Genomic DNA, 11,746 nt, shown 5'->3' with positions numbered 1-11,746 from the left:
CTCCCTTAAGGTAATGCCACCCGGTGTGTTGGCGAGATTGGTTTTAAATCGTAAGCACGACCATTTTCATTGAAATAACTTTCGTATGATTTCTCATACTCAACGCTTACCTCACGACGCAATTTACGTTGTTGCTCGCGGTTTTCTGGACGAATATCAGGAATAGCTGATATTAGGCGCTTCGTATAGATGTGCTGTGGATTATTATAAATTTCAGCACTAGTTGCTTCTTCCACAATGCGTCCGCGATACATAACACCGATACGGTCACACATATGGCGAACTACACCTAAATCATGACTAATAAATAGGTATGTTAGTCCGAGTTCAGATTGTAAATCTTGCAAGAAGTTTAAAACTTGAGCTTGTACCGACACGTCAAGCGCGGATACAGGTTCATCTGCGATAATAAGCTTCGGTTTTAGTGTAAGTGCGCGTGCAATACCAATCCGCTGTCTTTGTCCACCGGAAAATTCATGTGGGTATTTATACATAGACTCAGGATTTAATCCAACTTTATCAAGATAATCTTGAACAGCTCTACGCTCTTCATCAGGTGAGAGTTTCTCAAAATTTCGAAGTGGTTCAGCGATAATATCCATAACACGTTTCTTCGGGTTTAAGGATGAATAAGGATCTTGAAAAATCATCTGAATATCTTTTCGTTGTTCTCTTAGTTCTGAGCGACTTAATTTTGTTAAATCTCTATTATTAAAATGAATGCTACCACCTGTCGCTTTTGTTAAGTGCATAATTGCTTTTCCAGTTGTTGATTTGCCGCTCCCAGATTCCCCAACGATTCCGTATGTTTCGCCAGGTTGTAGTTCGAAGCTTACGCCATCAACAGCACGAACGTAATCTAATGTACGGCCGAAAACACCACCTTTAATTGGAAAGTGTACTTTTAAATCTTCTACTTTAAGCAGTGCCATGAGTTACGTCATCTCCTTTCTTATGTTGGAAATTGAAATGTTTGTAGCAAGTGCAACGTACCCAATGGTCTTGTTTTACTTCATGTAAAACGGGATTTTCTTCATGTTGATCAGGTCTAATCCATGGAATCCGTGCTTGGAATCGACAACCTGTGCGAGGTAACTTAGCTAATGTCGGTACAACGCCTTGAATAACATGTAATTTTTCTTTTTCAGCAGATGCAGACGGGATTGAATTTAATAAGGAACGAGTATATGGATGAAGAGGGTTATTAAAAATCTCTTCGACTGTTCCTGTTTCTACAACTTGTCCTGCATACATAACGACGATACGATCAGCGGTTTCGGCCACGACGCTTAAATCGTGTGTAATTAAGATGATGCCCATTTTCGTTTGTTCTTGAATGGAACGTAATAAATCTAAAATTTGCGCTTGAATGGTTACGTCAAGTGCAGTTGTTGGCTCATCTGCAATAATGAGCCCTGGCTTACAAGCAATTGCAATTGCGATAACAATTCTTTGTCTCATTCCGCCAGATAATTCGTGTGGGTATTGTTTATATGTAAGTTCTGGTTTTGGAATACCAACTTGATGAAGTAGTTCTAAGGTGCGTTCTTTCTTTTCAACTTTTGAAAGGCTTGTATGGTAGTCTAAGTTTTCTTCGATTTGTTTTCCAACTGTCATAAGAGGATCGAGTGCTGTAAGAGGTTCTTGGAAAATCATTCCGATATTTGAACCGCGTACTTTATTTATTTCGGCGGTTGACATGCTTAGTAAGTCCTTATCTCTATAGTAAAGCTGCCCTTGTAATTTTGTATTTGCTTCATTATGCAGTCGCATAATGGAAAGGGCAAGTGCACTTTTTCCGCATCCTGACTCACCAACGATAGCAACAATTTCATTTTCATGCACAGTTAAGGATACATTATCAACTGCTGCATGATACTGATCTTGTATACGAAAGGAAGTTTGCAAGTTTTCAATACGAAGAAGTGGATTCTTCATGGCTATCCCTCCATCTTTTCTGAAAAGACTAAATATTTTGTATGTTGTTATTTTAATATAAATTGACAATGTTTGACAAGGATAAGTTGAAAAAATATTCAAAAATCTTTTTATATAAAAGTTGAATGCAGTTGTATTAGGTGTTGAAGTGTTTTGGAAGCGTTAACACGTATATAAGAGGGAAATAAATCTTTTGTAAGAAAAAAGATTTATATGTAGAAAAAAGAGAGGTATTCTGGAAAGAATGCTCTCTCTTTTTTTGATAAGTATAATATTTGTACTTAAGCTTGCTTTTGTTTTGTTGAACCTGTATTTAAAGTAAGGGCAAGGAAGAACATTGCAAGTATGCAAGATGCAAGTAATAAGATGAATCCGCCATCCCATCCGAATGCATCTACGATAAAGCCCATAGCGGCACTAGCGAAAGCAGCTCCGCCTAAGTAACCGAAGAATCCAGTTAAGCCTGCTGCAGTTCCAGCAGCTTTCTTTGGTGCTAAATCTAGAGCGTGTAGCCCAATTAGCATAACCGGTCCGTAAATTAAAAATCCAATTGCGACAAGTGCGATACTATCAACCATTGGATTACCAGGAGGGTTTAACCAGTAAACAAGAACTGCGATAAATACACCAACCATAAATAAAATACCAGCAGGTGCACGACGTCCTTTAAATAGTTTATCACTCATCCATCCGCAAAGAAGTGTACCTGGAATACCAGCCCATTCATATAGAGCGTAAGCAGTACGTGAGCTACTATGAGTAAAGCTTTTTTCTTCTACTAAATAAGTAGGAGCCCAGTCTACAACGCCGTAACGTACGAAATATACGAAAACGTTCGCAATAGCGATGTACCATAAAAACTTATTGTTTAGTACGTATTTAAATAAAATTTCTTTTGCCGAAAGTTCGCGTTCGCGATCTTTTATTTTCTCATCTGGTGGATATTCTCCAGTATGCTCTTCAATAGAAGGTAGTCCACAAGATTGAGGCGTATCTTTCATCGTAATTAATACATAAATACCAACTAAAATTGAAAGAATACCTGGGAAGTAAAAAATACTTTTCCAGTCATTTGCAAAGAAGTATAAGCCTAATGTTACAAGAGAAGGCATGAGCGCGCCGCCGACATTATGAGCGACGTTCCAAATAGACATTTTTGTACCACGTTCGCTAATAGAGAACCAGTGAACCATCGTACGACCACAAGGAGGCCATCCCATACCTTGTACCCATCCATTTAAAAACTGAAGTACAAACATAAGTATAATGCTCGTTGTAATGAAAGAAAATGAGCCGAAAATAATATTAATGATACCTGATAAAAATAGCCCAGCTGCTAAAAAGTAGCGAGGATTACAACGATCGGATACGATACCCATCAAGAATTTACTTAATCCGTAAGCGATAGATACTGCTGAAAGGATAACCCCAAGTTCCCCTTTACTAAAGCCTTGTTCGATTAAGTATGGCATTGCTAGTGAAAAGTTTTTTCGAACAAAGTAGTAACCTGCATAACCGATGAAGATACCTAAGAATACTTGTAAACGTAATTTACGGTATTCGCTATCAACGCGATCAGCTGGTAAGCGTTCCGCGTGGGGCGCAGGTTTAAATAATTGTGTGAAAAACATAAAATGAAAATCCTCCCCTAATTAATTCGAAGCGTTTTAAGACAGAGAATATAAAAAGGCCATGAAATATAAAAAAGTTTCCTTTTTTATGATTCATAGCCGTGTACTCCGTTTCTCCGTGACTGTCAATATTAACTTCGTCGAAAATTATACAACTTTGTGACAAAAATGTAAACGTTTTTATGAATAAAAGTATTGACGGATTTTGTTCGTGGGATTAATATTTAAATACGTTAAATATTTTATTGCTTAAATAAGAGGTGGATAACATGCCAAATGATATGACGCATATCGATAAAATTCAAGCTCTTGCCTTTTCGATTGGAAAGAAAATGCAGACGGAGTTATTAGAACAAATGCAAGCAACAGGACTTACACCACCGCAGTTTTATATTTTAAAGATTTTAGATCATTATGGGGCTTCAAGAGCGACAACATTAGCAAAAAAGATGTATGTGAAGCCTAGCGCGATTACAGTGATGATTGATCGTCTAATCGATCAAGAACTTGTAGAACGCTATCACGACAAAGATGACCGTCGTGTTGTCATCATCGAGTTAACGAAAAAGGGGAAAGCTAGAGTAGAAGAGGCAATGACAGCTCGCAACGAGCATATTGCAAAATACTTTTCACATTTAGAGTTGCAAGAAAGAGAAGATTTATTACGTCTCTTTGAGAAGTTAGAAACCATTATTTGCGGGACACAAGAGAAAAAAGAGAATAACTAAGAGGAATTGAGGAGATTACATGGAGCAACAAGAAAATCAAAATAGAAAGTTGTTGTTAATCGGTTTAGTAATCGCGATGCTATTTGCTGCATTAGATGGAACAATTGTTGGTACAGCAATGCCACGTATCGTCGGTGACCTAGGCGGATTAAGTTTAATGACATGGTTAACGACAGCTTATATGTTAACATCAACGACAGTTGTACCAATTGCAGGTAAATTAGCGGATTTACTTGGTCGTCGTAACGTATATATAACAGGGCTAGTTATTTTTATGATTGGTTCGGCGTTATGTGGTATGGCGAATGGTATGACAGAATTAATTATTTTCCGTGGTATTCAAGGTCTTGGTGGCGGTATTATGATGCCAATGGCTATGATTATTATTGGAGATATGTTCACGGGAAAAGAACGTGCGAAATGGCAAGGTATTTTTGGTGCGTTATACGGTCTTGCTTCTGTAATTGGACCGCAAGTTGGTGGTTGGATTGTAGATGCAGTGAACTGGAGATGGGTATTCTACATTAACTTACCGGTTGGTATTTTAGCAACAATCTTTATTGCAATGGGATTAAAATCACATAAACAAACAGGACCAATTAAAATTGATATCGCTGGAATCTTTACGATGATTCTAGGTGTTGTAAGTTTATTACTTGCGCTAACGTTTGGCGGAAAAGATTATGCATGGGATTCTTGGCAAATTATCGGTTTATTCGCACTAGCTGTAATTGGTATCGTTAGCTTTGTTATTGTTGAAACGAAAGCTGAAGAGCCGATTTTACCAATGCATTTCTTTAAAAATCGCACATTTACAATACTAAATGCGATTGGATTCTTTATGAGTATTGGAATGTTCGGCGCGATTATGTTCGTACCATTCTTCATGCAAGGTATTGTAGGAGTAAGTGCTGCTGAATCAGGAACAATTATGACTCCAATGATGATTACAATGATTGTAATGAGTATTATCGGTGGGCAACTTGTATTAAAAGTTGGTGTAAAACCACAAATTATCGCAGGTATGCTTATTATGGCCGGTGGTTTCTGGTTATTAACAACGATGGATATGCACACAACGAAGCTTACAGCTACTTCTTATATGATGGTTATCGGTTTAGGAATGGGTCTTGTAATGCCGACATTAACATTAGCGTTACAAGAAAGCTTCCCGAAAAAAGACCTTGGTGTCGTAACGTCATCAAGTCAGTTCTTCCGTCAAATTGGTGGAACATTTGGTATTACAATTTTAGGATCAATTATGAATAACACTTCAGGTACAACGTTAACAAATAAATTAGTACCTGTATTAGATACATTCCCGAAAGAAGCGGGACAAATGGTAACGAAATTTAAAGATATGATTCACACAGATCCACAAGGTTTATATTCGATGCTATTTAGCCCAGAGGCATTAAAACAAATGCCAGAAGCGTTTGCTAACAGCATTGTACCTATTTTGAAAAACTCTTTAGTAGACTCGCTTCATACTGTATTCTTAACAGGATTAGTATTTATCGTAGTAGGTGCCATCTTTACGATTTTCTTACAAAAAATTAAACTATCAGATCGTAAAAAAGATGCTGAAGAGCCTGCTGTAGAAGAAAAAGAAAAAACTGTATCATACTCGTAATGAAGAAGCATCGCCTTATGGCGGTGCTTTTTTGAGTATAACCTTAAAAGCTTTTTAGTGAGAAATGATTGACGTATTTTTAGAAATACGTTATATTATTTTCTGTAAACGGTTACATGAAATGAGGAGAAAAGAGAATGAGTACGATTAAAGACGTTGCGAAATTAGCGGGAGTATCTGTTGCGACCGTTTCCAGAGTTTTAAATAAAAATGGATATGTTCACGAAGATACATTAAAAAAGGTAGAGCGTGCAATTGAGATGTTAGATTATAAGCCTAGTACAGTAGCGCGTTCACTGTATAATAAAAAGTCTCGTTTAATTGGCTTAGTTGTTCCAAATATCGTGAATCCGTTCTTTCCAGAAGTTGCACGTGCCGTAGAAGATGTAGCACATAAACAAGGTTACACAGTTGTCCTTTGTAACTCTGATGAAAGTTTAGAAAAAGAGAAACAATACATTGATGTACTTAGACAAAATAATGTAGATGGATTTATTGTAGCAACAAATCCACAAAATAGTGTTAATTACATGAATTTATCTGTCCCGGTTGTTGCGATTGACCGTATATTTAATGAGCGTATTCCTACTGTATATGCAGATAACTATGCAGGAAGTCAGGCTGCGACAAAGTTGTTACTAGATAAAGGATGTAAACATATTGCACATATTCGCGGTCCACGTGATGTGAGTACTGCAAATGAACGTTTTGAAGGTTTTGTAGACGTTATTACGAAAAATAACCTTTCGTATATGATTGCGGAGAGTACGTTTGATCCAGCAAATAGTGAGCGTGTAGCGATGGAATTATTAGAAGAATACCCGCATATTGATGGTATTGTTGCTGGGAATGATTTAATTGCGATTGGTATTGTAAAGGCTGCACTTCAAAAGGGGATTGCCATTCCAGATGATTTACAAATTATCGGATTTGATGGAATTTCTTTAACAGAAATGATGTATCCATCTATTACAACAGTTGCACAACCGATATATGAAATGGGGAAAATTGCAACAGAGTTGTTGTTAGAGCAAATGGAAGGAAATACATTAGAAGAGAAACACTATCGTTTGCCGATTGAAATTATAGAACGAAATACAACGAAGTAAGGAGATGAAACAGATGCCAAATATTGCAGTAGTAGGAAGCATTTCAATGGACTTAGTGGCTGTTTCAAAAAAACGGCCGAAAGCAGGAGAAACAGTAATTGGTGAAGCGTTTCATACAATCCCAGGAGGGAAAGGGGCAAACCAAGCAGTTGCTGCAGCTAGGTTAGGAGCAAATGTAGCAATGGTTGGAGCGGTAGGAAATGATGATTATGGAACAGTAGTTAGAAAAAATTTAGAGAACGAACGCATTTTTATCGATTATGTGGTACCGGTTACAGATAGAACGACAGGAATTGCTCATATCGTTTTAGCAGAAGAAGATAACAGTATTGTTGTCGTACAAGGGGCAAATGCTCTTGTAAATAAGTCAGTTGTAGATCGCTCCAAAGACCTTCTTGTAAAAGCGGATATGGTTGTTCTTCAACTAGAAATTCCACTTGAAACAGTAAAATATGTATTGGCTATTTGTGAGGAACATAATATTCCTGTTATGTTGAATCCAGCGCCAGCACAAGTTTTATCAGAAGAAATTTTAGAAAAAGCAACTTATATTACGCCAAATGAACATGAGTGCCGCATTGTATTAGATGATTTTACATCACCAATTGAAGATTTATTGGCGAAGTATCCAAATAAATTATTGATGACAGAAGGTTCTAACGGTGTTCGTTTCCATAATGGCACGGAGATTGTACATGTTCCTAGCATTGCTGTTGATGTAGTGGATACAACTGGAGCTGGTGATACATTTAATGGTGCGTTAGCAGTTGCACTTTCTGAAGGAGAGACACTTCAAAAAGCAATTCGTTTCGCGAATATTGCCGGTGGTCTTTCTGTAACGAAACTTGGAGCACAGGGCGGTATGCCAACGAGAGATCGAGTACGTGAAGTGCAGGTGATTGTTGGATGAAAAAGCATGGTGTATTAAACAGTGAAATCGCGGCAGTCCTTGCTTCACTTGGGCATACAGATACGGTTGTAATTGCTGATTGCGGGTTACCGATTCCGGATGGAGTAAAACGAATTGATTTAGCTGTTGAGATTGGAAAACCGAGTTTTTTAGAGGTGTTACAAGTTGTAGCTGATGATATGGCAATCGAAAAAGTGACGTTAGCAGAAGAAGTCATTATAAATAATGCGGAAGTAAATAAAGAGATCGAGCAAAAATTAATAGAGCCAGCATTTGAGTATGTATCTCATGAACAATTTAAAGAGCATACAAAGAAAGCGAAGGCGATTATTCGTACAGGCGAGGCTACGCCTTATGCAAATGTAATTTTACATGCAGGCGTGATTTTTTAATAAAGGGAAGTGATGGGAATGCATATTGAAATGAAAAATATTTCAAAGGCGTTCAATGGCAATCCTGTTTTGAAGAATGCACAGTTTATGATTGAAACAGGAGAAGTCCATGCATTGATGGGGGAAAATGGAGCGGGTAAATCAACGCTCATGAAGATTTTAACAGGTGTATACAAAAAAGATGGTGGGACAATCACGATTGATGGGCAAGAGCGCACCTTTAAAAATGCGAAAGAAGCTGAAGAGTACGGCATCGCATTTATACATCAAGAACTAAACATATTGCCGAATTTAACAGTAGCTGAAAATATGTTTCTCGGTAAAGAGTTAATGTATGGGAAAACAGGTATTTTACGCACTCGACAAATGAACGCGATTGCGCAGCAGCAACTAGCAGAGCTAGGATTGCATGTAAGAGGTGCTATGTTAGCAGAGGAACTATCGGTTGGACAACAGCAAATTATCGAAATTGCGAAAGCGTTAATGACAAACGCGAGCGTTATTATTATGGATGAACCTACTGCGGCACTGACGGATCGTGAAATCGAAACGCTCTTTACAGTAATCAATAAGTTACGTAAAGAAGGTGTTTCATTCGTGTACATTTCGCATCGTATGGAAGAGATTTTCTCAATATGTGATGCCATTACGATTTTGCGTGATGGAGAATACGTCGGAAAGAGATTAATTCCAGAAACATCATTTGATGAAGTAGTGAGTATGATGGTGGGGCGCAGCATTGGTGAACGTTACCCAGAGCGAAATAGTCAAATTGGTGATGTCATTTTTGAAATGCGTAACGGAACGAAGAAAGGGAAATTTGAAAATGTTTCGTTTCAAGTGAGGAAAGGTGAAATCCTTGGTGTAGCTGGTTTGATGGGGGCTGGTCGCACTGATATTATGAAAGCGATATTTGGTTATGAACCTTTAGATTCTGGACAAATTTTTATAAATGGACAAGAAGTAAAGATTGATAGTCCGATAGATGCAATTAGACAAAGAATTGCTTTCATTACAGAAGATAGAAAGTCTGAAGGATTAGTGTTAGATTTTTCAATTCGAGAAAATTTAGCTTTACCGAATTTAGAAAGTCTTTCAAAGGGAAGTGTTCTAAGCAACGAGCTAGAACAGCAGTTTACAGAAGATATGATGAAGCTTCTTAATGTGAAAGCATCTAGCGGGGAGCAGGCAGTGAAATCTCTTTCTGGTGGAAATCAGCAAAAGATTGTAATCGCAAAATGGCTAGGCATTCATCCGCAATTACTCATTTTAGATGAGCCAACAAGAGGTGTAGATGTTGGAGCGAAAAAAGAAATTTACTCTATCATGAATAAGCTTACAGAGCAAGGCGATGCCGTTATTATGGTATCATCTGAGCTTCCGGAAGTTTTAGGGATGAGTGATCGAGTTCTTGTTATTCATGAAGGAAAAGTCGGCGGCATTTTAGGGAAAGATGAGGCATCACAAGAGTCTATTATGGCACTAGCTACAGGGGGAGAGTAAGGATGGCTAAGAAGGGGAATGTATTACAACAACTCGGTTCTTTAATCGGTTTAGTATTAATTATCGTCGTAATTACAGTTTTAAATCCAGCGTTCATTGAAATTCCAAATTTATTTAATATACTGCGTCAAGTATCGATTAATGCGCTTATTGCATTCGGAATGACCTTCGTAATTTTAACAGGGGGTATTGACTTATCGGTAGGTTCTATTTTAGCATTATCAAGTGCACTTGTTGCTGGAATGATGGCAAGTGGCATGGATCCGTTCCTTGCAATGGCAGTTGGACTATTAGCAGGTCTTGTAATGGGAATTGTAAACGGTATCATCATTGCGAAAGGAAAAGTAGCTCCATTTATTGCAACTTTAGCAACAATGACTATTTTTCGTGGGTTGACGCTTGTTTATATGGACGGACGTCCGATCACTGGTCTTGGTGATCATTTAATGTTCCAAATGTTTGGCCGCGGTTATTTTCTTGGTATTCCGGTACCAGCTGTTACAATGATGATCGCTTTCGCAGTACTGTACTTCATTTTGAAGAAAACGACATTTGGCCGTCGTACATTTGCAATTGGTGGAAATGAAGAAGCAGCAGCACTATCAGGTATTAATGTTACGAGAATTAAAGTAATGATTTACGGTCTTTCCGGAATTTTGGCAGCGCTTGCAGGTATTGTCTTAACATCACGACTAGATTCTGCACAGCCGACTGCAGGTACTTCTTACGAATTAGATGCAATTGCAGCAGTTGTATTAGGTGGAACAAGTCTTTCTGGGGGAAGAGGATGGATTGTTGGTACATTCATCGGTGTACTAATTATCGGTGTACTAAATAACGGTTTAAATTTATTAGGTGTATCTTCTTTCTTCCAACAAGTTGTAAAAGGACTTGTAATCTTACTAGCTGTATTAATTGATCGTCGAAAAGAAGCGTAATGGAGGGACAGTTCATGAAGAAATGGTTACTTATACTCGTTGCATGTATTATGGTCATTACTGCTGGTTGTTCAATGGAACCACCAGAATGGGCAAAGGATTCTAGCGATAAAGGTCGAAATAAAACTATTAAAGTTGGATTCTCTGTTTCAACTTTAAATAATCCCTTCTTTGTAACTTTGAAAAAGGGTGCAGAAAAGAAAGCGAAAGATAGCGGCATCGAATTGATTGCTGTTGATGCGCAAAATGATGCAGCGAAGCAAACGAACGATGTTGAAGATTTAATTCAAAAGGGTGTCGATGTAGTTGTTATTAATCCGACCGATTCAGATGCTGTTGCTTCAGCGGTAAGTGCGGCAAATGCAGCAAATGTTCCTGTTATTACAGTAGACCGCGTTGCGAATTCAGGTAAGGTTGTTTCTCACATTGCATCTAATAATATCGAAGGTGGTCAAATGGCTAGTGATTACATTCGTGAATTAGTTGGCGAAGGAGCAAACGTTGCTGAGTTAGAAGGAATTCCTGGATCGTCTGCTGCTCGTGAACGTGGGAAAGGATTCCATAACGTAGCTGATAAGTCTTTAAAAGTAGTTGCCAAACAAGCGGCTGATTTTGATAGAGCGAAAGGATTATCTGTTATGGAAAACATTTTGCAAGCAAATGGTGATATTAAAGCCGTGTTTGCGCATAACGACGAGATGGCATTAGGTGCACTTGAAGCATTGAAGTCTGCTGGAAAAACAGATGTAGTAGTTGTTGGATTTGATGCAACAGAAGATGCTGTGAAAGCGGTTAACGATGGGCGTATGGCTGCAACAGTCGCTCAAAAACCGGAATTAATCGGAGAGAAGGCGATGCAAACAGCAAAAGAGATAACACAAGGTAAAAAAGTGGACAAATCTATTCCGATTGAATTAGAGCTTATTAAGAAAAATAAATAAATATAAAATGAAAATTAGGAAGG

11 protein-coding genes are annotated in these 11,746 nt (G+C 38.0%); 8 read left to right on the top strand and 3 right to left on the bottom strand.

Annotated features, from left to right (window positions below; genetic code table 11):
* Nucleotides 1-5: 5 nt before the first annotated feature.
* The 3 genes from H6481_RS10885 to glpT form a co-directional block, all read right to left on the bottom strand.
* Nucleotides 6-932 (bottom strand): ATP-binding cassette domain-containing protein, encoded by a 927-nt coding sequence (locus tag H6481_RS10885; protein ID WP_001196381.1) that lies wholly within the window; start codon nucleotides 930-932, stop codon nucleotides 6-8.
* On the bottom strand, nucleotides 919-1,938 hold the full coding sequence (locus tag H6481_RS10880; protein WP_071732219.1) for an ABC transporter ATP-binding protein: 1,020 nt from the start codon (nucleotides 1,936-1,938) through the stop codon (nucleotides 919-921). Before H6481_RS10880 ends, H6481_RS10885 begins: the two co-directional genes overlap by 14 nt.
* 281 nt (nucleotides 1,939-2,219) lie before the next feature.
* On the bottom strand, nucleotides 2,220-3,569 hold the full coding sequence (gene glpT / locus H6481_RS10875) for a glycerol-3-phosphate transporter (protein ID WP_000466388.1): 1,350 nt from the start codon (nucleotides 3,567-3,569) through the stop codon (nucleotides 2,220-2,222).
* A gap of 269 nt (nucleotides 3,570-3,838) precedes the next feature.
* Between glpT and H6481_RS10870 the strand changes: the two genes are divergently transcribed.
* The 8 genes from H6481_RS10870 to rbsB all read left to right on the top strand — a co-directional run bounded on the left by H6481_RS10870 (nucleotide 3,839) and on the right by rbsB (nucleotide 11,723).
* Entirely contained in the window at nucleotides 3,839-4,297 is a 459-nt protein-coding gene (locus tag H6481_RS10870) for a MarR family transcriptional regulator (RefSeq protein ID WP_001132365.1), read from the top strand.
* Between the two features lie 19 nt (nucleotides 4,298-4,316).
* The gene (locus H6481_RS10865) at nucleotides 4,317-5,930 is read left to right on the top strand and encodes an MDR family MFS transporter (protein WP_000437647.1); all 1,614 of its coding nucleotides are present in this window, start codon (nucleotides 4,317-4,319) and stop codon (nucleotides 5,928-5,930) included.
* Nucleotides 5,931-6,067: 137 nt separating this feature from the next.
* The gene (rbsR, locus tag H6481_RS10860) at nucleotides 6,068-7,039 is read left to right on the top strand and encodes a ribose operon transcriptional repressor RbsR (RefSeq protein ID WP_182811656.1); all 972 of its coding nucleotides are present in this window, start codon (nucleotides 6,068-6,070) and stop codon (nucleotides 7,037-7,039) included.
* 13 nt (nucleotides 7,040-7,052) lie between these two features.
* Nucleotides 7,053-7,949, top strand: coding sequence for a ribokinase (gene rbsK / locus H6481_RS10855; RefSeq protein ID WP_001132865.1), 897 nt, complete (start codon nucleotides 7,053-7,055; stop codon nucleotides 7,947-7,949).
* Entirely contained in the window at nucleotides 7,946-8,341 is a 396-nt protein-coding gene (gene rbsD / locus H6481_RS10850; RefSeq protein ID WP_000716151.1) for a D-ribose pyranase, read from the top strand. The genes rbsK and rbsD overlap by 4 nt, the downstream gene beginning before the upstream one ends.
* A gap of 18 nt (nucleotides 8,342-8,359) precedes the next feature.
* A complete protein-coding gene (rbsA, locus tag H6481_RS10845; protein ID WP_002163845.1) occupies nucleotides 8,360-9,844 on the top strand; it encodes a ribose ABC transporter ATP-binding protein RbsA in 1,485 nt (494 codons plus the stop codon).
* Nucleotides 9,845-9,846: 2 nt separating this feature from the next.
* A complete protein-coding gene (gene rbsC / locus H6481_RS10840) occupies nucleotides 9,847-10,782 on the top strand; it encodes a ribose ABC transporter permease (protein ID WP_001074649.1) in 936 nt (311 codons plus the stop codon).
* 14 nt (nucleotides 10,783-10,796) lie between these two features.
* Nucleotides 10,797-11,723: a ribose ABC transporter substrate-binding protein RbsB gene (rbsB, locus tag H6481_RS10835; protein WP_000758975.1), complete on the top strand. Its 927-nt coding sequence runs from the start codon at nucleotides 10,797-10,799 to the stop codon at nucleotides 11,721-11,723.
* Nucleotides 11,724-11,746: the final 23 nt, after the last annotated feature.

The organism is Bacillus sp. ME78 (genome assembly GCF_903970865.1).
GTDB classification, from domain to species: Bacteria; Bacillota; Bacilli; order Bacillales; family Bacillaceae_G; genus Bacillus_A; species Bacillus_A cereus.
This window is presented reverse-complemented; position numbering and strand designations above follow the sequence as displayed.

What these genes read in the sequence shown, in the direction of transcription:
- H6481_RS10885 (WP_001196381.1), bottom strand. Translation starts at nt 932, where the DNA reads ATGGCACTGCTTAAAGTAGAAGATTTAAAAGTACACTTTCCAATTAAA.
- rbsR (WP_182811656.1), top strand. Translation starts at nt 6,068, where the DNA reads ATGAGTACGATTAAAGACGTTGCGAAATTAGCGGGAGTATCTGTTGCG.
- H6481_RS10865 (WP_000437647.1), top strand. Translation starts at nt 4,317, where the DNA reads ATGGAGCAACAAGAAAATCAAAATAGAAAGTTGTTGTTAATCGGTTTA.
- rbsA (WP_002163845.1), top strand. Translation starts at nt 8,360, where the DNA reads ATGCATATTGAAATGAAAAATATTTCAAAGGCGTTCAATGGCAATCCT.
- H6481_RS10870 (WP_001132365.1), top strand. Translation starts at nt 3,839, where the DNA reads ATGCCAAATGATATGACGCATATCGATAAAATTCAAGCTCTTGCCTTT.
- glpT (WP_000466388.1), bottom strand. Translation starts at nt 3,569, where the DNA reads ATGTTTTTCACACAATTATTTAAACCTGCGCCCCACGCGGAACGCTTA.
- H6481_RS10880 (WP_071732219.1), bottom strand. Translation starts at nt 1,938, where the DNA reads ATGAAGAATCCACTTCTTCGTATTGAAAACTTGCAAACTTCCTTTCGT.
- rbsK (WP_001132865.1), top strand. Translation starts at nt 7,053, where the DNA reads ATGCCAAATATTGCAGTAGTAGGAAGCATTTCAATGGACTTAGTGGCT.
- rbsB (WP_000758975.1), top strand. Translation starts at nt 10,797, where the DNA reads ATGAAGAAATGGTTACTTATACTCGTTGCATGTATTATGGTCATTACT.
- rbsC (WP_001074649.1), top strand. Translation starts at nt 9,847, where the DNA reads ATGGCTAAGAAGGGGAATGTATTACAACAACTCGGTTCTTTAATCGGT.
- rbsD (WP_000716151.1), top strand. Translation starts at nt 7,946, where the DNA reads ATGAAAAAGCATGGTGTATTAAACAGTGAAATCGCGGCAGTCCTTGCT.